This window comes from Bacillus sp. FSL K6-6540 (assembly GCF_038007545.1).
The window spans coordinates 2,930,677-2,953,444 of record NZ_JBBOXH010000001.1 but is presented as its reverse complement, the minus strand read 5'-3'; the positions used below and the strand labels follow the sequence as shown (position 1 = coordinate 2,953,444).

Annotated in this window: 23 protein-coding genes and 1 other annotated feature; of the genes, 4 read left to right on the top strand and 19 right to left on the bottom strand. The window is 47.9% G+C overall.

Annotated elements, in window-relative coordinates; translation table 11 throughout:
* Positions 1-18: 18 nt before the first annotated feature.
* From MHH82_RS13290 to MHH82_RS13250, 9 genes are all read right to left on the bottom strand, one after another.
* Positions 19-2,526, bottom strand: coding sequence for a WG repeat-containing protein (locus MHH82_RS13290; RefSeq protein ID WP_340966101.1), 2,508 nt, complete (start codon positions 2,524-2,526; stop codon positions 19-21).
* 166 nt (positions 2,527-2,692) lie between these two features.
* Positions 2,693-3,154 carry a DUF2269 family protein gene (locus MHH82_RS13285; protein ID WP_340966099.1) on the bottom strand — a complete coding sequence of 154 codons (462 nt, stop codon included), beginning with the start codon at positions 3,152-3,154 and terminating at the stop codon, positions 2,693-2,695.
* Positions 3,154-3,774 carry a TetR/AcrR family transcriptional regulator gene (locus tag MHH82_RS13280; protein WP_340966096.1) on the bottom strand — a complete coding sequence of 207 codons (621 nt, stop codon included), beginning with the start codon at positions 3,772-3,774 and terminating at the stop codon, positions 3,154-3,156. Before MHH82_RS13280 ends, MHH82_RS13285 begins: the two co-directional genes overlap by 1 nt.
* A 26-nt stretch (positions 3,775-3,800) precedes the next feature.
* Positions 3,801-4,253: a DoxX family protein gene (locus MHH82_RS13275; protein ID WP_340966094.1), complete on the bottom strand. Its 453-nt coding sequence runs from the start codon at positions 4,251-4,253 to the stop codon at positions 3,801-3,803.
* Positions 4,254-4,438: 185 nt separating this feature from the next.
* Positions 4,439-5,683, bottom strand: coding sequence for an MDR family MFS transporter (locus MHH82_RS13270; protein WP_340966092.1), 1,245 nt, complete (start codon positions 5,681-5,683; stop codon positions 4,439-4,441).
* A gap of 338 nt (positions 5,684-6,021) precedes the next feature.
* The gene (locus tag MHH82_RS13265; RefSeq protein WP_340966090.1) at positions 6,022-6,426 is read right to left on the bottom strand and encodes an NUDIX hydrolase; all 405 of its coding nucleotides are present in this window, start codon (positions 6,424-6,426) and stop codon (positions 6,022-6,024) included.
* Positions 6,427-6,460: 34 nt separating this feature from the next.
* Positions 6,461-6,919 carry a DMT family transporter gene (locus MHH82_RS13260; protein WP_015734835.1) on the bottom strand — a complete coding sequence of 153 codons (459 nt, stop codon included), beginning with the start codon at positions 6,917-6,919 and terminating at the stop codon, positions 6,461-6,463.
* 33 nt (positions 6,920-6,952) lie between these two features.
* Positions 6,953-7,654, bottom strand: a complete 702-nt coding sequence (locus MHH82_RS13255) for a Crp/Fnr family transcriptional regulator (protein WP_340966088.1) — start codon at positions 7,652-7,654, stop codon at positions 6,953-6,955.
* 50 nt (positions 7,655-7,704) lie between these two features.
* A complete protein-coding gene (locus MHH82_RS13250; protein ID WP_251494881.1) occupies positions 7,705-8,130 on the bottom strand; it encodes a DMT family transporter in 426 nt (141 codons plus the stop codon).
* A gap of 351 nt (positions 8,131-8,481) precedes the next feature.
* Between MHH82_RS13250 and MHH82_RS13245 the strand changes: the two genes are divergently transcribed.
* Complete coding sequence (locus MHH82_RS13245) at positions 8,482-9,345, top strand: pentapeptide repeat-containing protein (protein ID WP_251494878.1); 864 nt, start codon at positions 8,482-8,484, stop codon at positions 9,343-9,345.
* Between the two features lie 137 nt (positions 9,346-9,482).
* On the opposite strand, the gene MHH82_RS13240 is transcribed toward MHH82_RS13245, so the two are convergent.
* The 4 genes from MHH82_RS13240 to MHH82_RS13225 form a co-directional block, all read right to left on the bottom strand.
* Positions 9,483-11,171: a glutamine--tRNA ligase/YqeY domain fusion protein gene (locus tag MHH82_RS13240; protein ID WP_340966083.1), complete on the bottom strand. Its 1,689-nt coding sequence runs from the start codon at positions 11,169-11,171 to the stop codon at positions 9,483-9,485.
* Positions 11,172-11,246: 75 nt separating this feature from the next.
* Positions 11,247-11,505 (bottom strand) — a binding site (T-box leader).
* 89 nt (positions 11,506-11,594) lie between these two features.
* Positions 11,595-12,077 (bottom strand): translation initiation factor IF-3, encoded by a 483-nt coding sequence (infC, locus tag MHH82_RS13235; RefSeq protein ID WP_340966080.1) that lies wholly within the window; start codon positions 12,075-12,077, stop codon positions 11,595-11,597.
* A gap of 133 nt (positions 12,078-12,210) precedes the next feature.
* The gene (locus tag MHH82_RS13230; RefSeq protein WP_340966077.1) at positions 12,211-12,813 is read right to left on the bottom strand and encodes a metallophosphoesterase; all 603 of its coding nucleotides are present in this window, start codon (positions 12,811-12,813) and stop codon (positions 12,211-12,213) included.
* Between the two features lie 137 nt (positions 12,814-12,950).
* Positions 12,951-13,391 (bottom strand): GNAT family N-acetyltransferase, encoded by a 441-nt coding sequence (locus MHH82_RS13225; RefSeq protein ID WP_036663535.1) that lies wholly within the window; start codon positions 13,389-13,391, stop codon positions 12,951-12,953.
* Positions 13,392-13,671: 280 nt separating this feature from the next.
* Here MHH82_RS13225 and MHH82_RS13220 point away from each other — a divergent pair, with 280 nt between their 5' ends.
* The 3 genes from MHH82_RS13220 (at position 13,672) to MHH82_RS13210 (ending at position 17,175) form a co-directional block, all read left to right on the top strand.
* On the top strand, positions 13,672-14,211 hold the full coding sequence (locus MHH82_RS13220; protein WP_340966072.1) for a GTP-binding protein: 540 nt from the start codon (positions 13,672-13,674) through the stop codon (positions 14,209-14,211).
* Positions 14,130-15,617, top strand: a complete 1,488-nt coding sequence (locus MHH82_RS13215) for a tetracycline resistance protein (protein WP_340966070.1) — start codon at positions 14,130-14,132, stop codon at positions 15,615-15,617. The genes MHH82_RS13220 and MHH82_RS13215 overlap by 82 nt, the downstream gene beginning before the upstream one ends.
* A gap of 688 nt (positions 15,618-16,305) precedes the next feature.
* Positions 16,306-17,175: a cation diffusion facilitator family transporter gene (locus tag MHH82_RS13210; RefSeq protein WP_015734826.1), complete on the top strand. Its 870-nt coding sequence runs from the start codon at positions 16,306-16,308 to the stop codon at positions 17,173-17,175.
* Between the two features lie 180 nt (positions 17,176-17,355).
* Here the strand turns inward: MHH82_RS13210 and MHH82_RS13205 are convergent, their stop codons facing one another.
* The 6 genes from MHH82_RS13205 to MHH82_RS13180 form a co-directional block, all read right to left on the bottom strand.
* Positions 17,356-17,904, bottom strand: a complete 549-nt coding sequence (locus MHH82_RS13205) for a hypothetical protein (protein WP_340966068.1) — start codon at positions 17,902-17,904, stop codon at positions 17,356-17,358.
* A gap of 165 nt (positions 17,905-18,069) precedes the next feature.
* Entirely contained in the window at positions 18,070-19,107 is a 1,038-nt protein-coding gene (locus tag MHH82_RS13200) for a phosphotransferase (protein WP_340969949.1), read from the bottom strand.
* A gap of 226 nt (positions 19,108-19,333) precedes the next feature.
* A complete protein-coding gene (locus MHH82_RS13195; RefSeq protein ID WP_340966066.1) occupies positions 19,334-19,843 on the bottom strand; it encodes a DinB family protein in 510 nt (169 codons plus the stop codon).
* Between the two features lie 156 nt (positions 19,844-19,999).
* Entirely contained in the window at positions 20,000-20,452 is a 453-nt protein-coding gene (locus MHH82_RS13190; protein WP_145035844.1) for a VOC family protein, read from the bottom strand.
* Between the two features lie 747 nt (positions 20,453-21,199).
* Positions 21,200-21,802: a hypothetical protein gene (locus MHH82_RS13185; RefSeq protein ID WP_015734822.1), complete on the bottom strand. Its 603-nt coding sequence runs from the start codon at positions 21,800-21,802 to the stop codon at positions 21,200-21,202.
* Between the two features lie 231 nt (positions 21,803-22,033).
* Entirely contained in the window at positions 22,034-22,498 is a 465-nt protein-coding gene (locus MHH82_RS13180; RefSeq protein WP_145035842.1) for a DUF2691 family protein, read from the bottom strand.
* Positions 22,499-22,768 lie beyond the last annotated feature (270 nt).

Here is a 22,768-nt window from a genome sequence, read left to right as displayed (position 1 = left end):
GGCGCGCTGAATGAAATGTCAGGAATGGAACGCCTTCCAGAATTCACCTTCGGTATTGATGATATCCCGGATCTGTGCGAACGGAATGGTGAATGTCGGAAAACCCGCCGCGTAAGGAGCGATCTCATAAGGCGCAAACACCAGATGAAGCGCGTTATCCGTCACATAGAAGGACTGGTCGGGAGCGATTCCCGTATAACTGTCCGGGAACACGTACGAATACTGAGGATCTTCCTTGATCTGCTTGCCGACGATCCGGCTGAGCTCCTGCACATAATCGCTGCCTGGCTTAAACAAATCCTTCAGCGAATACATGCTGCCGTTCCCCAGGTTAATCAAGGCAAAGGTTCGGGTCGGCATGCCATGCGCGGCACCGAAGGGATAATGATAACCGTTCAGCTCGAGTACAAGCAGCTGCTCCTTGTAGAAAATGACGTCAAAATCGCCTGTATAAGCATATTCCAACAGCTGGTCCGCCGGAATAAACTTTACTTGAGACATGTCTTTAAGCTTGTTATTAACCGCTTGCTCGGCAGCCCGATCCCGCATTCCCTCGATCTGAGGATAATAAACTAAGTAATCCGGATTGGGTTTATACTTCTCCTCTACGACCTGATAAGGAGGGTGTAACGGAATTACGGTATTCTGCTTCCATATGACGCGGCCCGACCGATCCAGATACGACAGCCTCTGATCGACCATGGCCTTTATCAAGCCGCCTGGTTCCAGCGTAAATGAACCGCTGCCGTTCACGCGGGGATATCCCGGCGCCGGTTGGCCTGATCGATCGATGAAATACGTCTGCATTGCATCATATACCGAGGCCAAACCGTGCTTGAATTCAAGAACGTCACGATATACATAATCGGACAGCTTCCTTCCGTCCCAATCTGCGATGGCATAGATGGAGCCAATATACGGCTGTTCCGGATCAATCGCGCGCCCGAGCGCAAACCGGTCTTCCTTCAAATCCCGGATGTCGTTATACTCCGGCTGTATGACCCATTTCCCCCGTACATTAATGACGCCATACTTTGATCGGTAATCTTCAGATGTATTAACGATAGCTCTGCCGCGATGGAAAGGAAATGCCGAAGTGTAAGCCGGCGGGATGACAACGTTCCCCTGTTCATCGATATATCCGTACTTCCCGGCGCTTTCCTTCTGGAAGGCCATCATGCCATCACCTTGCGGTCCAACGTAAGCGAACGGATAGGTGGCCAATTGGCGTCCCTGAAGATCGATGAGGGCATTAAGATTTTCTTTAATTTTCACTACCGCTTTACCGCCTGCAAAATCATTCGCTTCCTCATACTGCGCAGGGATCGCCTCCAGACCCTCGGCATCGAGGTAGCCGTATCGGCTGTTTGCGCCATCACCGCTGCCGGAATCGGTAACAGAGTATACGGCTCTTCCTTCGCTAAGCCCCGCGATATACGGATAACTCCGCCTTGTCAGCACTTCCCCTTGTTCGTTGATCATCTGAAAGCCTTGACGATCGATCACGGTCGCCCGATGTTCCAAGAATGGACTGATGGACTGATACTTGGGCTTCACGACGAAACGGGCGAACCGGTCGATAAGCCCATAAAGGCCGTCTGCGCCAACGACTGCAAGGCCATTGTCCTGGAAATCCTGAGCATCCTCATACTTGGGTTGAATGACCATGCTGCCGCTACGGTCAATGTATCCCCACTTTGTTCCGCTCGTTGTTTTCACGGATGCCGGAAATAATCGGCCAAGGGTCTGCGATTGCCCCCTGCTTGCCAGCATTTCCTTGATCCGGCTCTCAAGCTCAAGCAGAATCTCGCGTGAAGGGTAAGGCTCTGCGAACTCAAGTGCTTTACGGACCGACACAAGCGCGGCCTCCTGCATCCCTGCCCGGTATTGGGCGTCTGCCAAGTAGTACCAATAATAAGCGTAATCCGGATGTTCGTGCGTCAATCTCTCGTAATACTGAACGACGGCAGGAAAATAATAAGGGTAAGCATCCGTTGCAGGCACTAACGTTCCTCGGTCCAACCTGACCACTTCGACTCGATACGCTTCCCCCGTATCGTGGATCCATAACGCGATTTCAGCAAGACCATCCGAGCCCGCCGGACCGGGCAGATCCACGATATCGATATAACTGAAATTCACGTCAGCAGGCGCGATATCCTTATATCCCTCTGGAGTCCATGCGTAAATCGACAATTTGGACCAGATAGAGCCGAGCTGCCAACCTACGATCACATGGTTCAGGCTAGGGTTTAACACGGGAGCTGCCGTCAGTAAAGTAACCCCATACCCCTGTCCCATGACATTGGCAACGACATCGTAACCACCATTTCGATAAAGCAGCACAAATAGATATAATGCTTCATTTAATCGATAGACTCCAACGATTTCAGGCACCTGATCCCCCGTAACATCGGCAGTGATGACGGCGGCATGTTGGGCGTTGTGAACCATGTGTACCATTTCCGCGCCGTTTGGCAGATAAGCCTTAACCATCTGAACCAGCTGCGGATCATAAACGGACATGAAGTTTTCCTCCCTATTCGCAAGCTTTCTCGCCTAATCGTATGCAGACGATTGTCAAATATGCGCTAACGCGAGAGGGAGACGGCGCTTCACGCGACATTTTCGTTACGGACCGTTAACTAAAAACGACCCGATCGCGGTTTAGCGATCAGATCGTCATTATCGTTCAGAATGGTTTACTCACCATGAGGTATAAAATAACGAACGGCAGCAGTGTTGCTATCGTCCCGCCTACCGCCCAATACGTTGAAGCTCGCTTATAACTTGCTGAAATTCCTCCATCCTCTACGGACTGCAAACTATGCCGAATCATTCCTTTTTGCAGAGGAATCAATATGCCCGCCCACAGAATTCCCGTAATGCCGAACAAAACCAAGGAAGCCGTAAGCCAGCTCATCCCGCTCATTCCATATCCGGCTTGCATGGCCATCACCATGCCTGAAACGATGATCAGCAGCAGGCTGGGAAGCGTGAACACGGCATCGGCTAACATGACATTTTTTACCGTGTGATGGATCTCTGCAGGATCCCCTTTCAGGTCCGCCCGTACCTTCCAGAATGCCGCCGTGACGATATTGCCCAGAAACAATACGCATCCGGCAATGTGAAGAAATAACCATAACGTCATCAGTCATCCCCCCCCTTCCGATGTCCGGGCCGCAATATATCGATGATGAAATCCGAATATTCCTTCGTGCTGAATACATCGCTTGTTACGCCGATAAGCCCCCGCATCCGCAATCCGAAAGACAACAGCTCGAACAGCTCCGCCGTCCGTTCCGCATCGATGGATTTCGTTATGACGCCGGCTTCCTGGCCCGTAACAATCCATTCCTTGGAAGTGGCCGTCGCTTCCCTGTAGAAGCCAGCCACAATGTCGGCAATTTCCGGCTGATCGCTTTTGCCGATCAGGTACATCAAGATCAGGTTGCTGACATCGTCCCTGCTTTCCAGTCTCGACATGCCGCTTGTTATGGCATTCATCGGCCCGTCAAACTGTTTCATGTCCCCTTGCTTGTTCACCTCGTTCATGAACTGCTCGTTCTGTTCGGCAAGCTTTGCTCTTAACACGAGGACAAACAGCTCATCCTTGCTTGAAACATAATGAAAAATAGCTCCCTTGGACAAGCCGGAACGCTTCATGATGTCATTGAGCGTGGTTTGGCTTGCGCCCTGCTCACGTATCAGTTCTTCCGTGGCTTCAAGCAGTATTCGCTTGGTCTGCTCTCGTCGTTCTTCCTGCTTCATCAGTTATCCTCCTTGATGATGGTTGGTTACCCCTGAGGCGGAAGCCATCCCGCCATGATGACCGCCGCCAGGAACACGATTTGCATCAGCGTTCTCAGTCCGATCGGAGTGGCCGGCTTGCCGTCGAGCGGTAATCGGTGTTTTGCAGCGTACACATTGGCCGGAAACATGGCCAGCAGCATAAGAGCCAGGCCTGAAGAGGCGAAGGCGGTCGTGGCCGGAATAAGGATCAGAATAGCTCCCGCAATCTCCAGCACCCCGGTAACGCTAACGACAAACGCGGCATTAGGGATTCCCGGCGGGACCATCGCGATCAGATCGGCTCGGCGTTTTCCCCAGTGGGCAGAAGCCGTAATCAGGAACATGACCGCGACCGCAAACCTGAGCGAAATAACCCAATCATTCGTATACTCCCAACCTGCAAAGCCCAGTACCCGAAACAAAAGAAGCGACACGAACATGGCTATAAACGGTATCATGGCCTTCACCAACCTTCCGTGAATTTGTAACTCCATTATATATACCGACCGGCGGTTTGTAAATATTAAAATACAACATTTTTCCAAACCTCCACGGCGAGCCTCGAATGAAAAAGTAAAAAACCAAGCCGGTTGCGTCCCAACCCGGCTTGGCCCTTTCTTTTTACGATCCATTCAAGCGTCCGCTAGCTATGGCTTTTTTCAACATACATTCGAAATAGCAGAATATACAACACCGTGCTGATCAAGGCCGATAACAGTATGATGCCGAATACGCCCATCGGCGGTACCCAAGCTGACAGAAATACCGTCACCGGCGCCAGCAATCTTCCTACCGTAAATTGCAAACTGTCAGCTCCCATATACTGTCCTCTTGCATGCTCCGGCGCATAATGGCTGATAAAACTTTGCGTTACCGGCGAGCGGACAATTTCCCCGAAAGTAAAAATAATGGTTACGAAGAATAAAAACCAGATGTTGGTGTTCAGCCCGAGCGCAAACGTGCCTACACCGGATAGCAAGGAAGAAAGAACGAATACGTCACGCTCCTTCCAGTTCCGAAACCACTTGGTGACCGGAAGAATAAATAGAACGAACAGGAGCCCGTTAAGGCCCAGTACCCACCCAAGAATCTCCGTGCTCGATAATATTAGCGAATGACCGTTCCAGGAGAACAGCGTCTGGGATGGCACATAATCGATGACATATACCGCCAAATACAGGTCCAGCTGCATGATGGTCACAAGGGCAAATATCCCTGCCAGTATGTATATCAGAAACACTTTATCCCGAAAAATGATGCCGTATCCCTTCCACTGCGCCTTGAATACCTGAAGGATCGAATCAGATCGCTCCGGACTGTTCGCTGAAGCCGGTAAGGTTTCCCGAACAATAAAGTAAATCGCGATGAAATAGACCAGCAATACGACTGAACATGACCACAGGAGCTCTTGCCGATATTGAAAAAAGAAAATGGCTCCAAGTGCCGGACCAAGCACGGCCCCTAAGTTGTTTGCCGTCGTAAACGTTGCGAATACCTGCCGTCGTTCTTGAACGGGAACCAAATCTGCTACCATCGCCGAACTGGCCGGCCTGTAGATGGCTCCCCCGAATCCGATGCCGATAAATGCGGCATAATCGGTCCAGTGCGAAGGCGACAACGCGAACAGCGCAAACATGACCGTTTGCAGCGAGGCGCCAAGCAGCATGACGGGGCGCCGTCCCAGCCGATCGGCTAAAGCGCCGCCGAGCAGACTGCCGACGATGCTGAATATCGGAGGAACCGTCATCAGGATTCCCGCGATATGATTGCCTAGAGCAGCGCCGAAATAAACCGTTATGAAAGGAAAATACATCCAAAACAGCATATTGAACAGCGCTTCACCGAATAAACGAACCTTTAAATTGGTATTCCATAATCGTATTGACATAAAACTCCCTCTCTTCAGTCCCAACAGCACAAGTTAAACATTGGCGATGCAGGTTCTCTCCCGGCCGGGTATTACAAACTATAGGGCATTTTCCTGTCAAAATATAGACTTATATTTAACGCTGAGTTATACTAATAATATCAAAGCCGAATATAGTGATTTTCAATTTAGATGACCCATAAAACGAACGTTTGTTCCAAATACAAAAGACGCTCCCCTCGGAGCGTCTTTTTTTGTTGCATGGCTGTAATCACTTGGGCCTGCTGTCAGGGCGAGCATGAATATCGAAAGCGCCCGTCAAATTGGCAGCCCGGATGCAAGATGATGTTCCCTGAGGGCTAATCCGCCAGCTTTTTCAGTTCATGTAAATGATCAAAAATCATCTGGCTGACCTCGGAGACCCGTGCCCGATCCTTATACGTGAGCCATGCCAGCTCTTCAATCTCCGAAGCCGGGTTTATCTTCCCTTCATATTCAGCCGTGTAACAGGACATCGTTACTCGAACGCCCTCCGATTTACCGTGGGCGGAAGCGCGGAAGCTCCCTGCATTCGCCGCGGACTCCGGTTTGATGCGAACGGACAGCTCCTCCTCAATTTCCCGAACCAGGGTTTCGATATCGGATTCTCTCGGTTCCCGCTTTCCTCCAGGCAGGTAATACGTGTCCTTGCCTTTGGAACGTGCGCACAGCATGCGTCCATCCACGATGTGGATCCAAGCGATTTTATCAATTTCCGTTATCATATGGATTCCTCCCTCATTCTTCGTTTGCTGATGGCTATGCCGTCTCTTGCTGCTCCTGTTTACCGCCTAACTTAAATACTAGTATGCCCCCGACAATCACAAGAACACCGATCAGCTGATTGCTCGTAAACGGGACCTTCTCCAGGCCCAACCAGCCCAAAGAGTCCCACAGCAGCGCGAAGCCGAGCTGCGAGGTCATAACGATCGAAATCGCGAATGTAGCACCAAGCAGCCTTGTCGCTTGTACCAAACAGATCACGACCCCGACTCCGATCATTCCGCTGATCCAGTACCAAGGCTCCATGTTTTGAATGTCGAATGTCCCTTTTCCCTCTACGGCAAGACTCATGACGAACGAAGCCACAAAGCCCATGCCTAGCACCAACGTCGTTGTAGACCAGGAGCCTGTTTTTTCATTCACCCTGTTATTGAAAATGTTCTGCAAGCTAACCAACGAACCCGCGATCAGCGCTAATACCAATCCTGCTACCATGCTCTATCTCCCTTACGATTTCTTTCACCAACGTCATTCTTCGTAGATATTGCCGCCGGCTACACTCATCAACGCTTCCCGATCTTTGATCAGAATGGAACCCTTACGACGCACGATCAGCCCTTCATGGCTGAATTTCTGGATTACCCGGTTCAAATGCCGATAACTGGTTCCGAGCAGATTCGCGACATCCGTCAGATGGTATGCGGCCGGGTCGCTCATGACAAACGTGCCCGACGCTTCCTCCGAAACGGACAGTAAATAACTGGCCAGTCGCACCTCCACCGGGTGCAGTAAATTAAAACTCAAGAAATTGGATTTGATGTAAAATTTCCGCGTGATGATCCGCAGCAAAAATTGAAGCAGCGGCGGATGCTCCTGCCCGTATTTGCGAAGCCAGCGATAATGCACGCCGATCATGTAGACGGGCGACACGGCCTGCACCGTATTGATCATCGGATTTCCCTGAACGTATTCGATGTCTCCGATCACCTCGAGCGGGTTTTTGAATGAAAGGACCAGCGCCTTGCCTTCCGCGGATGTCGTGAAGATTTTAATTTTCCCTTCAACCAGGACATACAGCATCTCGGCAGGCTCGCCTTGCGTACAGATGATGTCGCCGTGCTCAAAATGATATAACACCAAATAAGGCCTTAGCTCATCGGGAAATACGGAATTGATTTGGTTGCTTAACAAAAAATCCTGCATGAGCTCGGCATCATGAATTTCCTTCACATCCCTGTCTCCTTTCCCCATACCCTTCTAAAGGACCCCTGTTATCCGCATCATAATTTGATAATCACAACTCCGGCAATCATCATCCCGATCCCGATGAATTGAGGCAAACTCATTCTCTTCTTCACCACGCCGAACCATCCGTTGCTGTCAATCAGGAACGTCAAGAATAACTGGGCGATTAATAACGCGGATATCGTTAATGTCACACCGATGTTCTGAATCGCCGTCACCTCGCTGAATATGATGGGCGCGCCCAACGCTCCGCCGATCAGATACAGCGGCTTCACTTGCCCGAAGCCTTGCCTGCTGCCGTCACGGACGAACAGCAGAATGACCAATGCCATCAAAAACCCGGTCAGCTGCGTGATCGCGGCGGCTTGCCAGGTGCCTATATCCTGGCTGATCCGGGCATTGGCTACACCTTGCAGCGTAATGCAGGCACCGCCAATGAATGCAAATAAAATTCCTCTCACGATACATACTCCTTCATCTATAGATCTGTATACTATTAAAAGTGATTTCACCGGACGCAGGAAAGGACATATGTCCTGAAATGAATGGGATTCCACATCAAGCCTGTCCGAAGACACGAATTTCATTATATACTATCTGTTGGCTTTTCATCGATCATGCACAAAAAGCTGCCTAAATTTCCTTGGCAGCCTAAACGATGGATGCGCAGATCGGGTTGTCGCGCAATTCTCAAGGTATAAAACAGTTAAAACCAAGATTGCATCTATGACTCTATCCTTATTTTGATTTAAAATATAACTATAATGAGTCATTTATTGACGTTTCTATGACCGGAAGGAGCTCCTCTACACATGCTAGACAGACAAGAACACAACCCTGATGAACAGGGCCGAATTCAACTGCAATCGGATTGCGAACGCTGCTTTGGATTATGCTGCGTCGCTTTGCCTTTCGCTTCCTCCACCGATTTTGCCATCGACAAAGACGGCGGGACTCCTTGCCGCCATCTGCAATCCGACTTCCGATGCGGCGTGCATAACAGCCTGCGGCAGCGCGGCATGCGGGGATGCACCGTTTATGAATGCTTCGGCGCGGGACAAATGGTTTCACAGGTTACCTATAACGGACGCGACTGGCGGCAGGCCCCGGAGACGGCAAAAGAAATGTTCGAAGTATTTCCGATTATGCGACAGCTTCACGAGCTGTTATGGTATCTGAACGAAGCGCTGAGTTTGCAGCCGGCGCATGGCATACATTCTGATCTTAGATCGTCGCTGGAAGCGACGAGGAAGTTGACCCAGCTTCCTGCCGCATCCCTGTTACGGCTGGATGTGGCAGCTCATCGCGCCGAAGTGAATCAGCTGCTTCTTCGAACCAGTGAGCTTGTGCGGAACGATGCGCGACAGAAGCATAAAGGGCCGCCCGTGCGTCGGAAGATCGGGGGCCGTGGTGCCGATCTCATGGGAGCAAAGCTTAAAGGAGCTGACCTGAGATACGCCAATCTGAGAGGAGCTTACCTCATTGCGGCGGACCTCAGAGGAGCCGATCTGCGGGCCGCTGATTTGATCGGGGCCGATTTCCGGGATGCGGACCTAAGGGGAGCTAATTTAACGAACAGCATCTTCCTGACTCAATTCCAGGTTAACGCGGCGAAGGGAGACGCAAGCACCCGGCTACCTTCTTCCTTAGCCCGGCCAGCACATTGGATGTCTTAACGTCCCATGAATAGCAGCATACACAGGATCATTGATCAAGACCTTCGCAAAGGAATCTCCGGCAGCCACTCGCTGCCGGCTTTTTTGTGCTGTCTGAATGTCCGTACCCGACGATCGCGGCCCCTTGATCGTATCCATTAATTCTTGCCGGTCTTCTTCCATGAATCCTTCAACGAAACGACCCGGTTAAACACCGGCCTATGCTCTGTTGCATGCTTGGAATCCAAGCAGAAATAGCCGTGTCTGATAAATTGGTACGTTTGGTTCATGACCGGATCCTTCATGGAGGGCTCCAGCATGGCGTCTTTGATCCGAATCAACGAATCGGGGTTCAGGAGATCCGCCCAGATATTATCCGATTCCAACAACTCGGCCGATTCCTTCAATAATGTATCGTACAAGTGAAGCTCCGCCGGAATCCCATGCTTCGCTGAGACCCAGTGCAGCGTGGATTTCACCTTGCGCCCTTTGAATCCGCTGCCGCTCTTTGTCAGTGGGTCATATGTGCAGTGAATTTCCATGATGTTCCCCGTTGCCGGGTCTTTCACGACATGCTCGCATTTGATGAAGTAGGCGCCTTTCAGGCGCACTTCCTTGCCGGGCGATAACCGATGAAATCCGGGATCCGGCTCCTCCATGAAGTCCTCCCGTTCGATGTATAGCTCCCGTGAAAAAGGAACCTCCCGCATCCCTAACGCTTCGTCATGTTCATGATTCGGTATGCTCAGCATCTCGGTGCGATCTTCCGGAACATTCGTAATGATCACCTTCAGCGGGTTCATGACCGCCATCGCATTGCGGCACCGATCCTTCAAGTCCTGACGGATGAAATGGTCAAGCATCGCCGAGTCCACCATGCTATTGCCGCGAATCACGCCGAGTTCGTCCAGGAAATGCCGAATTCCCTCGGGAGTCACCCCCCGTCGCCGAAGTCCCTTCAGCGTAGGCAGTCTGGGATCGTCCCATCCGTCCACATAACCTCCTTCAACGAGTTCCCTCAGGTATCGCTTGCTTGTTACGTATCCGGAGATGTTCAATCTTCCAAACTCCCGCTGCTTCGGGGGCTCCGTCACTTCCAGCTCGGCCAGCACCCATTCGTACAGCGGTCGATGCTCTTTAAATTCGGCAGAGCACAGCGAATGAGTGATTCCTTCAATCCAATCCTGGATCGGATGGGCAAAATCATACATCGGGTACACGCACCACGTGGTTCCCGTACGATAATGCTCGGCATGAATAATCCGGTATAAGACAGGATCTCTCAGATTCATGTTGGGCGAAGACATATCGATTTTGGCCCGGAGCACTTTCGCAGACGTCGGGAATGCCCCTGCCAGCATTTGTTCGAATAACGATACATTTTCCTCGATGCTGCGCTCTCGAAACGGGCTGTTCATGCCGGCTTCGGTCAGCGTCCCCCGGTATTCCGTCATTTGTTCCGGCGTGAGATCACAGACATAAGCCTTCCCTTTGACGATGAGTTTCCTGGCTGCCTCAGCGATTTGAAACGCATAATCCGATCCGAAATAAACGCCCGGCTTCAGTCCGAGCCACTCGATATCCTCCCGGATCGCATCCACGTATTTCATGTCTTCCTTCAGCGGATTCGTATCGTCGAACCGAAGATTGAATGTCCCGTTAAACCGGCTGGCGATGGCATGGTTAATGTGGATTGCATAGGCGCTGCCGATGTGCAGATAACCGTTGGGCTCTGGCGGGAACCGCGTAGCCACCGGCCTGTGATATACGTTGTTCTCCACATCCTCCTTGATCATCCTGGTCAAAAAATCCGCCTTTTCCGCTTCCTTGTTGTTGTCGTTGCTCATAATCGAATCCTCCTTATGTTTTTTTACTGCCGCAATGCCGTATAAAACAAAAAATCCCGTCTCCAAGACATAAGTCTTGGGGACGAGATTCGTTTCGCGGTGCCACCCCGGTTTGCCGATATCTCTCGATACCAGCCTTATCGGGTACGGCCATCACGCGATCGCTTATACCCTAGCTCTGTAACAGGAGCTCCTGTCGCACCATCCCTTATCCATAAGTTCCGATGCGCCGCTCGGAGGCTTGGTTCAATGAAGGGCTTCCCGCTCCTTTTCAGCATACCGGAGCTCTCTGCAGGGATTCCTGTTCATCTACTCTTCTCTTCATGGCGTTTATAATTTGATCCATAATATCACCAGAAACTCAAAAAGTAAACCGTTGTACGTCACCAATAATGAAACGCCCTTGAAAGACGTTCCGCAAGATTATACCGGCAGCAGCTTCACCGCGACCTGTTTGCCGCTAACCTGAATGCCCGTTTCCTTCTTACCCACCCCGGCCAGATCTTGAACGAGTCGTTCAAGCAGCTTACGGGCCGCTTCGCCTTCCTTGCCCTGGATGCGTATGACCGGCTGGACGGCTTTGCCCGCTGCCAGCAGCTTATGCATCTGCGAGAGCTTGGTGTCGTAATCATGCTCTTCGATATGTACGGACAGGCGGAATTCCTTGACTTTGATCGGACCGCCCGAAACCTGCTGCTTCGCTTTAACCGCCTCCTGCTTCGCTTGGCCGCGGCTTACGAGCTTGCATGGCGGCGGGCTGCTGAACAACGAGGTGCACACCAAATCGGCTTTGTGACGCTTAGCCAGGGCAAGCGCCTCTTCCCTGGAGACGACGCCCAACTCCTCGCCGTTCAAGCCGGTAAGCTCGACTTCGCGCGCTTTTATCTTTTCGTTCATCATCAACATGGACTGATCCTCCTATTATGTCTGTTAAACCATGGCTTTAATGATAGAATAACATACTCTTCCTATCACTCCGCAGGCACGGACCGGACAAAATACGTTCGGTATTCCAGTTGTTCCGTGATTTCCAGGCAGTTCAACTGCTTACCGTATACGCATGCTCCATCGATGCCGATTTTGTCCCATCGCCACAGAACCAAATATGCTCCGAGTCATGCAAGTTGACGGCAGGGGTATGCCCGAATACCACGGTTTTGTCGATGCCGGTGGGATAATTGAAGAATGGTTCCCGTATCCAGATGAAATCATGTGGAGGCTGCTGCTTCCAGTCTTCCACGCCCGGATTGATTCCGGCATGCACGAATATGTGGGTGTCTGTTTCATAATACAGGGGCAGTGTATCGAGAAATGATAGATGATGCTCATATTGCCGTTTTATGTAGGCCTTGCCTTCATTGTATCTGGAGCGATCCAGATCGCCATCAAAAAAATCGGCGCCGCAATAACTTTCAATCGTATTTCGCGCACCATTGCGAATCCAGCGTGAATTCGCTTCGTCCGTATCCAGCAGAATGGCATCCAGCATCATTTGATCATGATTCCCGCGAAGGGTGATGACGCCGGAATCCCGCATTTCCATCACCTGCTCAATCACTTCTTTGCTTTTTGATCCGCGATCCACATAATCCCCAAGCAGGACCAGCTTATCCTGTGCGGGATGATACCGCACTTCGGACAATAACCGATTGAATTCATCATAGCAGCCATGAATGTCGCTTATCGCTAAGGTTCGAATCGCAGTCCCCTCCCATCCTCTTTGATAGTGCCACCATAAGTTATGGCAGAACGCACGGTTTCACATTATGAACGTCTATATTATACAAAACTATATTTAGCCATCACATCTCCCCAGGGAGCATAACCGGCTTCCGTAAACCCGATTTGGGTATAGAGCCTTTTTGCACGCTCGTTCCCGGGTTTGTAACACAGCATAACATCGTCCGTACGATTCGGCGAATGGCGAATCTCATCAAGAACCAGGCGAATCGCAGGCTTGGCATAATGCATTCCCTGAAATTTGCCGTCGATCATAAATCGGTATATCCAATAGTTGTCATCGTGCGGGTGCAGTCCGTACATAACAAATCCGATCATTTCATCATCATGGAAAATGGCTCTCGTTTCGAAACCCTCCATAAATTGAGCTTCCGCTATGGAATATAGATTAGGGGCAATCCATTTCTCCTGTTCAGGTTTGGGTTTAAGGCGGATGCAATCCTCCCAATTATCTTTATCTATGACATGAAGTGATATCAAATGCAAGACTCCTTCAACATGGTTTATGCCTCTATCCTAATTCAACTCGGGCGATATTTCACGGTAATAAATATGTAAATCCAAACAGGACGCAGCACGTTGTCAGGTACCGTGCAAGATAATGAATGATTATAAGCATTTATTCCATATTCCGTTCACTTCCCAATGGATAAACTAGAAGTAACTTTATTCTACATGGAGGCGATATCTATGCGGCAATGTCACAACGACATCCAACCGAAAGGACTACAAATGATGAAACGAATGAGGGTTACGATATATGAAGAACATATTGAACATTGGAGTTTTGGCCCATGTTGATGCCGGTAAAACTACGCTGACGGAGCAAATTCTATTTAAGGCCGGGATTATTGAACAAGCAGGCTCGGTGGACCATGGCAATACGACCACGGATTCATTGGACATTGAGCGGAGACGGGGCATTACGATCAAATCCGCCGCGGTATCGTTCATGCTGGGCGATCTGAAAGTCAATCTCATCGATACGCCCGGCCATGCCGACTTCATCTCGGAGGTCGAACATTCGCTTAGCGTACTGGATGGCGTCATTCTGGTCATTTCCGCCGTTGAAGGCGTACAGTCCCAAACCCGGGTGCTCATGCAAACATTGAAGGAACAAAAGATACCCACCCTATTGTTCATGAACAAAATCGATCGAATGGGCGCCGACTACCGGAAGGTTTATGCGATGATACGCCATCTGCTTGACGAACATATTTGCGAGATGAGCTCGGTCATCAAGGAAGGCGGCGCAGCCGTTCAGGCGGACGGGCCGATCCCCACCACGCAGGCTGGGTAGAAACCCTGGCATTGTCCAATGACGATCTACTGAACGATTATGCCCTGGATATTCCGATATCACAAGAGCGGCTGCAGGAGGAATTGCGGAGGCAAACGCGCCAAGGCAAAGTGTATCCCCTATTTGCAGGTTCAGCAGCCAAAGGCCTCGGCATTGAACCGCTGCTTCAAGCGCTCGGTGATTTTTTCCCGGTTAACCCATCGTCGATGCTTCAGCATGAACCGTTATCCGGCTTGGTATTCAAAGTGATCCGACGACCGAATGGAGAGCGGAATGTATACCTCCGCCTGTACGCAGGCTGCATCCAGTATCGTGATGAAATTCCGGTGATCCATCAGAACGGACAAACCTCGACGCTCAAGGTGAAGCAGCTTCATGCCCTGCACCAGGGCAAATCCATTCCGGTCCATGGAATCGGCGCAGGCGACATCGCCATTCTCATCGACGGCGAACTCAAGGTGGGCGATGTCATCGGCAGCGTTTCCGGGAGGATGAAGACGGTTCATTTTCAAAAGCCGCCGATTCAAGTCCAGGTTTCGGCCGTTCATTCCGCGGAGAAACATCAGCTGCATGCCGCCTTAAGCGATCTCACCGAAGAAGATCCGTTTCTGCAATATAGCCAGGATACGAAAACTAGCGAGAATGTCATCCATGTATTCGGCAAAGTCCAGCAAGAAATTCTGCTGGAAACGATTCTGCAGCAGTACGGCATCGAAGCCGTATTTTCCGCTCCGCGGGTGATTTGCATCGAGAAGCCTTATGGCACCGGAGAAGCTGTTGAATATATCGGCGAGTGTCCTTTTTATGCAACGGTGGGCATCAGGGTCGAACCTGGCGAGTTCGGTACCGGAATTCAGTACAGACTGGAAGTGGAGCTGGGCTCCCTTCCCTTAGCTTTTCAGAAAGCAATTAAAGACACGGTATTCGAGGTGCTTCAGGAAGGTTTGTACGGATGGGCCGTGACCGATACGATCGTAACGCTGACGCATACCGGTTACGCAAGCCCGGTTTCGACGGCAAAGGACTTTCGAAGCTTGACTCCTCTAGTCCTCATGGCTGCGCTCGACCAAGCAGGGACGGAAGTATACGAGCCCATGAACGTGATCCAATTCATTCTGCCGGAAAACAGCTTAAGCAAAGTACTATCCAAATTAGCCGCGCTGGACGGCACTTATCAGGAACCCGCGTTCCATAACGGTACCGTCCACGTTCACGGCACCATTCCGGTGCGGACTACCGACTTGCTGAAAGCCGAGGTTCATTCCCTTACGAGCGGCGAAGGCATGCTCACCGTTAAACCAGGAGGTTATACGAAGGTGCAAGCTCCCTTCCCAGTGAATACACGTCGGCAAGTCAACCCGCTGAACCGTGGCGAATATATGCTTCACTTAAACAAGATCATGTAAGAACACTGGCGGACATGCGCCTTCATGGAATTGCATGTTGGAATGTCGCTCTGCATGTTTCACGTTCGGGGGCATGCATTCAGGATGTAAACGATAGCGGTGTCGAGATAGGATCTCGCCCGCTATTTTTCTTCTTCCCGCACAAAAATAGCCTGTGCATGCCCTAAAGCGATGAAAAGCCAGGGAAACGAGCCGAACGCCCTAGCATAAGGATTATGTTCGCCAGGGGGACGCTTAACGTTTTCTCTCGATTCTGCGGCCTGTCGAGCATAACAACCCAAGCACGAATCTTTCATCGTGAATAAGATGGATGCATAACCGATGTTCCATCATGAACCTTCAGGAGGCAAGAGGCCTATGCATGCCATAATCGGGATTCTTTCCATCATGCTCACGATAAGCATCCTCCGCCGCAAATCTCGGAGAAACAATCGATAGCTTACGAAAGGCGGATATTCGATTGTGGCTGCCTATCTACGGTTGATATATACAACAAATTACGGCCGGCGCATCGCCGGCATTTTTTGCGTTTTACCGGAATCTATCTTTCTTAGTCCGGCGCAACATTTTTTGCCCCTTGTCACATATTAAGCGACAGGAAAAAACGTTGCTCTAGACCCACCCGTGCGTGGATTGGTATTATAGTCAGGTACTATTTTTAGGGGTGTGCGGAAGGAGTCGGCCAGACGTGGAAGAGCAACGTTACAAGGATTTAAAATTGGGTGAAAAAGGTGCGATCATCAGCATCATTGCTTATATTTGTCTATCTGCAATCAAGCTATTGATAGGGTACTCGGCGAACTCCGAAGCTCTGCGTGCCGACGGTTTAAATAATGCTACCGACATCGTGGCATCCATTGCCGTATTGATCGGACTACGATTATCGCAAAAACCTGCGGACCGGGATCATCCTTACGGACACTGGAAAGCGGAGACGGTGGCCTCCTTGATCGCCTCTTTCATCATGATGGCCGTCGGGATCCAGGTATTGTTCGGGGCCGCATCTTCCATGTTTGAAGGTCCCCACGAATCGCCTGATCTCATATCCGCCTGGACCGGGATCGGCTGTGCAATTGTCATGTACGGCGTTTACCGCTATAACAAGCGTCTTGCCAGCCAAATTAACAGCCAAGCCGTAATGGCGGCCGCGAAGGATAACCTCTCGGACGCTTGGGTCAGCATCGGCACGGTTGTCGGCATCATCGGCGCCCAGTTTCAACTTCCCTGGCTCGACCCGCTGACGGCCATAGTGGTAGGTTTTCTGATATGCAAAACCGCCTGGGATATATTCCGCGATGCCTCTCATCATTTAACCGACGGATTCGATGAGAACATCATCAAAGGCTACAAAGAAACCGTGAAACAAGTGGTTGGCGTCAAAGGGGTCAAAGACATTCGGGCAAGAAATTACGGGAGCAACACGGTGGTCGACATCGTCATTCTGGTCAAATCCAATCTGGACATTCGGGTTGCCCATGATATTTCGGACCAGGTGGAGCATGAATTAAAAGAAACACATGGCGTTTATGACGTCCATGTTCATATTGAACCGAGTTAAACCTCCAATTCCAAAGTGTCAAAACAACGACGAAGGTCCGGCCGCATTCTCATTGGCCGGACCTTTCATCGTCTATGCTGTGTCTTCGATCGATTTTATTAGACCGCGCTTCAATTCCTCTATCTTTCATAACGGTTCATCTTAATGCCTATGATTTGGGGCGGGCTTCTGGGATCACCTTCAAGATTTATTTACCTTGTCTTCTCCAAAATAAAACCCTTTAAGTTGTTGATCAAAGAAATCCCTTAAGTTTTCTTGATCGATTGTATAAATCATTTGCCCAGTCCATATATCTGTTCTTGTAATATAAATCTTTTCAAGATCATATTGGATTCTTACTTCTTTTCCGGTCTTTAATCTAAAAACAATCCCTGCACTAATGCTGGTGTTTGATGGTATTTGTTTCAACGCTATACGATCTGAATCAGGTACAGAATTAATCCAATTTACAATATTATTGATTTCATCCTGATTTAATTCAACGTCTATCCAATCGATATATGCACCTGATCCTTTTCTGGTGTATCGTGCTTTGGACATCTCCGTGCTGGAGATTTGTTTTACCTGAATTTCTTTATTTAAGTTTGACTTACTCATGAAACCATTCATATCACCTAGAACAAAATATACAGCCCCTATAACGAGTATGAGGACAATAAGTGTTCTTCTATTCTTTAGATTGGTTATAATCGCACTCTCCCCCATGGCTAATAAAGTTGGTGTGTTCACGAACTCCACCACCATAAGGCCCGAAAGGCCGCGCCGCGATGCGGTTAGGTGGTGCGAATTTAGCAGGCAATTACTTCTCCGACTTCCCGCCTGGACCGAGGGGCGTATGCCCGGATGAGTGAACACATTGTTATTAAGATGTCAGCGCCTTCTTCGAATAAGTATTCAACTTACTATGTCTCTTCTAATGTTTCTTATATTGGGTTCAATTTGATCAAATCGATTTAAACAGTGGTTTCGAATCATTTCTAAGTCATTAATACTTTGAGACTCATCTTTATTCCTAAATAGAATATTCATAACCCAGTTAGATAGATTACGAAGATGTGCACGATAAGAGTAAAAGCGAATCAAGTCCAGATTAATCTGAATTTTTCGATCCAACTGTTTAATATAGGAAGATATAAAGATGTCGAAACTCGAACCAATATAGCCAAACAAATTATACTCAGGTGGTGCTATGATCACCGATTCCCAGTCTAAAAAGAACAACTGATTATTGTGATATATGATATTCCCACCCCACATATCACCGTGACACAAAACAAGTTGGCTTGCATTGATATGAACTGAATTCCGAATTTCTCTAACTAAGTTCATGAAAAAGAGAATTTGTTCTTTCTTTAATAAAACAAGCTTTCGTAGTGATTGATTTAAGTCATTGTTTAGATTTGATTTCTCAAGGATCGAAATACATCTCAAAAGATCGGATTCGAAAGTGATATCAAATGATTCCTTTGGTAATAAATTCTGATTCACGTGCGGAGTAATCTGTTCTAATGTAGCCACGGACTTTGCAATTCCTACAAGAATCTCATCTGAGAAAGGATATGCCTCGGTCAAGGTCTCTCCAACTATAAAATTAAATAAAACTATAGTGATGTCTTGTAATTTAGTAAATAAACTCCCAAAGCAATTCTTTATTGGATGAGTAATGTTTATAAACAACCCTTGATGATAAAGGTCCCAAGTCAAAGGTAGGTAATAATTTAGTCGTCGTATTCCCTCTCTTTGTCTATCATTATGATGATCAAATAACTTCAAGTAATATTGTTGTTCGTCAATACAATTTACTTTATAGGAATACGCCGAATCCCCGACCGGAATAAATTCAATATCCTTAATAAGAATTCCGTAGTTTTTTTGTATGAATAAAATAAGCTGTTCATCTTCGATTTTGAACTTACTTATCAAAAGTCTCACCACCATATGATGAGGAATTGTGGTTTAGGCCAGCCCGTGTCTCGTCAGAGTATACCGATAACGTAAATGCCACCTGCAAGCTTCTCCACCATGTTTCACGGCTCCCGAAAGCCTTCCGTCTTGTCCTCTCTTCCGATCAACTATGAACGGGGCGGGAAGGGCATACCATTAAGAAAGGCCGGAAGCCGCTTTGTTCACACAGCTTCCGTCCCGATCTTCCGGACGACTAACTCAAATACCGATTTCGAATGACCCCCATGTGATGAAGTTCGTGTCCCGCGATGACGTACGCGAGGGCGCGCGCCGTAATGCTTACGTTGTTGGCTGTGCCCTTGCGGGACCACGCCTCCGCCGGCAACCCGCGTAAGAGTGTGATCGTCGATTGACGTACCGCCCGGTAGTCTTCAGCCAATTGCGCGGTTGGCCAGCTTCCGAAAGGAGGCATGAACACTTCCTGGTCGAATCCGGGCAGAGGCGTCTGGTCCCCTCTTGCGAACCGGAGCAGGCGGTAGGTCATGACGCGTTCCCCGTCCGCGATGTGCCCCACGACTTCTTTCAGCGTCCATTTTCCTTCTGCATACCGATATGCACCCTGGCTTTCGCTCAACGATGCCAGCAATTCGGTCATTCGCTTTTCCTGGGCGAGCAGAATGTCGATGATGTTGCCTTCCGGCACCAACCGGATATACTCGCCGAAGTCCCCGGCGTATTCTACTTCTGACGGTCTTTGGTTCATGCGTGGTCCCCTCTCTATGGATATATGGAAAATTATAGTGCTCCTCTTAAGATAATTCCGTCCATTTCACACTCGAGTTGCATCCATTAGATGAACTTATTTTTTACTCTAGAAATGTATATTTCCGTAACTGACGTTTATTAAAACGTCAGTTACTTATTTGTTACCGAGTTGTTCCGCCAAACCGACTAGAAGTCCTTCGGTTCCACGAATGTAGCAGAGCCGATACGAGTCCTCATACTGAACGATTTCGCCAACGAGTTGAGCACCATGCTTAGTGAGTCTGGATACCATTTCGTCAATGTCTTCCACGGTGAACATGACGCGTAGATAACCGAGGGCGTTTACAGGAGCAGCCCGGTGATCTGATATAGTAGGTGGGGTGAGAAATCGGGAAAGCTCAATTCGGCTGTGACCATCGGGGGTAACCATCATAGCAATTTCGACGCACTGAGAACCCAGTCCGGTTACGCGACCTGCCCATTCACCTTCGACAGTGGCTCGCCCTTCGAGCTTCAAGCCGATCTCCTCGAAAAAAGAGATTGCGTCATCAAGGGATTCTACGACGATGCCCACATTGTCCATTCTTAGTAATTTGTTGTTTGCCATTGCCTTATCTCCTTAAGTGTACAAATTTATTTACATGGGACGACCAAGGGGTGAAAGCACCGCCGCATGAATATTATGGCGATGTTCATCTCTCCCAGAGCTCACGATCATAAAAATCTAAGCATAGAGACCATCCAACCGGCTTATAGTCTTTAGTGTGTTTTCTTCTTTCATAATAATCTATATGTTCATGAGCATGATAACCTGGATAACGTAGATATAAGTTTCTTCCTTCATCCCTTACTTCTCTACTATCAATAGAAATGTTTACAAAGACCTCTTTACTTCCAATCAAAAAAAGAGTCTCATACTGTTCCTTGATATCTAAATAATCCTTATGATCCCTATACCAGTCTTCTCTGCCTACAACTTCTCGCGAATCAAGTCCGAACGACCCGGATCGTAGATACGATGTTATCTGATGCGTATGCCATCTTCGAATAACTTTCAATTTCAGTCTATATATCGTTCTCTAACTCAATTAGTTCTTTGATACATCTTTTCAATTATGGTATTTTATATTTAATAAAGACCAAGTGCGCTATCACTCGGTCCATCCAATTGGCTTGGATGGGTAATCCCTTCTTAGTCATTTACGATCGGAAACCCACCTTTGGCGGTCAACCTTAGGGTGGGTTTTTACTTTCTCTTGTGGTTATTATTAATGTAAGTTAAAAGTACAAGAATGAATGATCCAAATAGGTAAGGAGTGCAGCGACTTGCCGCAATGCGGTTAGGTAGTACTACTTATAAATTGTACTTCGTTCTGATTCTTTCATATAACTTAAAATCTGTATTTCTACTTACAATCTCTCCAATTAATTCTTTCCATTTATTTTCAATCCACTTAGGACTTTGTTCTTTCAGAATATCCTCGTCAAATTGACTATCAATATACTCCAAATCATGTTTAAGAACTCTTATATCCTTAATAAGTTGATTTCTCGATTCTTCTTCAAGCGACACCTTATTCGATAAAATGTCGTCTGTGATATCTGCTCTTATATACCAATACATATCTCTAAACACACTATAGATTAAATATGTTGATGATAATTTATCTTCCTTGAAATCGGAATCAAGAAAAGTGAATGATTCTTCACCAACTTTCAAAGATACTGCCAAATTTCCTAATGTGTAAATGACTGTTTCCTTCGAAGAATTGTCCTCTAAGCTTTTTATCACATAATCTAAATTCTGAATTGATTCTTTTATACCAATTTGTATTCCATGATTTAGTTTAATAGTGTAATCAACTTTTTGATTGTCTTTGTACTCTTTGAATTGATAGTTGAAGTACATGCTTATTATCAATCCAACCATCAGTATGATTGCGATATTTTTTTTCATTTAATTACCTCGTATTCGTGCAAATTATGTCTAATAACGTTCGCGTATTCCTATTGTTCAAACGGCTTAAGGCAACTAAGTTGCCGGGTCGATAGACTTAGCCGGTTAATTGTGTCGCATGATTAAGCTTCTCCGATATCCCACTTGGCGACCAAGTAGCGTCAGCGACGATGTAGGAAAATAATGTTATCCGATGTCCCTGCCTCCTGATTTACTTGCATTAATAATTCCTTACCATACAGTAAGGCCTGTTCTGAAATCATTCTCGTCGGTTATGTATTCTATATTTGTAAAGTCCTGATTTCTTGCGTTAGTATACAGCCCTTCTACTAACTCGTCATTCTTGCAATAGATTGTTGTATAAGAACTATCGACAACTAATAGTGCCAATTCGCAGTTGCTTCTGAGAAATTCGTCGTAAGTTTTAATTTCAATTGGTTTACTGCCTTTAGGAAAAGCTTTAAGATCTTGAAATATTAAATAATAATCATTGTTCTTTATAACGTTTCTTAGTGTTTCACCTTCCATACATTCAATTAAACCTGAAAAAAGTGCATCCAGTTTGCCATCTAGTATAATGTATGACTCTTCCCCACCAATCCACCAATCATAATCCTCTACTTTAAACGGTTTTAAGATATCTTCGAGAAATCTTCCGTATTCATTTGGAATTTCAAAACTAATTCCTCTTTTCATCTACTCTTCTCCTTATTCTTTACCTGCAAAGATTTCGGATAACGTTGAACTCCAAAAGAGGTTGTCTGCTGAAATACCTCTCCGAAATCCTTCTTGCATACCCAGGCTCTTAACGAGCCGCAGCATAAATATTATGTTAGCTTTAACAAGAAGATTTTTAGTCATAGAATTAAGGTTACCCAAATCTACATTTATTAGATCATCCTCAATTGTTACAAAAGCCTCGCAGATGTGTCCGCCTGATTTCGCTTCCTCGAAATCCCTCGAGCG

Excerpts from the sequence above, each read along its gene's own strand:
- MHH82_RS13290 (WP_340966101.1), bottom strand. The coding sequence starts at position 2,526 with ATGTCCGTTTATGATCCGCAGCTGGTTCAGATGGTTAAGGCTTATCTG.
- MHH82_RS13285 (WP_340966099.1), bottom strand. The coding sequence starts at position 3,154 with ATGACGTTATGGTTATTTCTTCACATTGCCGGATGCGTATTGTTTCTG.
- MHH82_RS13280 (WP_340966096.1), bottom strand. The coding sequence starts at position 3,774 with ATGAAGCAGGAAGAACGACGAGAGCAGACCAAGCGAATACTGCTTGAA.
- MHH82_RS13275 (WP_340966094.1), bottom strand. The coding sequence starts at position 4,253 with ATGATACCGTTTATAGCCATGTTCGTGTCGCTTCTTTTGTTTCGGGTA.
- MHH82_RS13270 (WP_340966092.1), bottom strand. The coding sequence starts at position 5,683 with ATGTCAATACGATTATGGAATACCAATTTAAAGGTTCGTTTATTCGGT.
- MHH82_RS13265 (WP_340966090.1), bottom strand. The coding sequence starts at position 6,426 with ATGATAACGGAAATTGATAAAATCGCTTGGATCCACATCGTGGATGGA.
- MHH82_RS13260 (WP_015734835.1), bottom strand. The coding sequence starts at position 6,919 with ATGGTAGCAGGATTGGTATTAGCGCTGATCGCGGGTTCGTTGGTTAGC.
- MHH82_RS13245 (WP_251494878.1), top strand. The coding sequence starts at position 8,482 with ATGCTAGACAGACAAGAACACAACCCTGATGAACAGGGCCGAATTCAA.
- MHH82_RS13240 (WP_340966083.1), bottom strand. The coding sequence starts at position 11,171 with ATGAGCAACGACAACAACAAGGAAGCGGAAAAGGCGGATTTTTTGACC.
- infC (WP_340966080.1), bottom strand. The coding sequence starts at position 12,077 with ATGTTGATGATGAACGAAAAGATAAAAGCGCGCGAAGTCGAGCTTACC.
- MHH82_RS13220 (WP_340966072.1), top strand. The coding sequence starts at position 13,672 with ATGAAGAACATATTGAACATTGGAGTTTTGGCCCATGTTGATGCCGGT.
- MHH82_RS13195 (WP_340966066.1), bottom strand. The coding sequence starts at position 19,843 with ATGAACCAAAGACCGTCAGAAGTAGAATACGCCGGGGACTTCGGCGAG.
- MHH82_RS13190 (WP_145035844.1), bottom strand. The coding sequence starts at position 20,452 with ATGGCAAACAACAAATTACTAAGAATGGACAATGTGGGCATCGTCGTA.
- MHH82_RS13185 (WP_015734822.1), bottom strand. The coding sequence starts at position 21,802 with ATGAAAAAAAATATCGCAATCATACTGATGGTTGGATTGATAATAAGC.
- MHH82_RS13180 (WP_145035842.1), bottom strand. The coding sequence starts at position 22,498 with ATGAAAAGAGGAATTAGTTTTGAAATTCCAAATGAATACGGAAGATTT.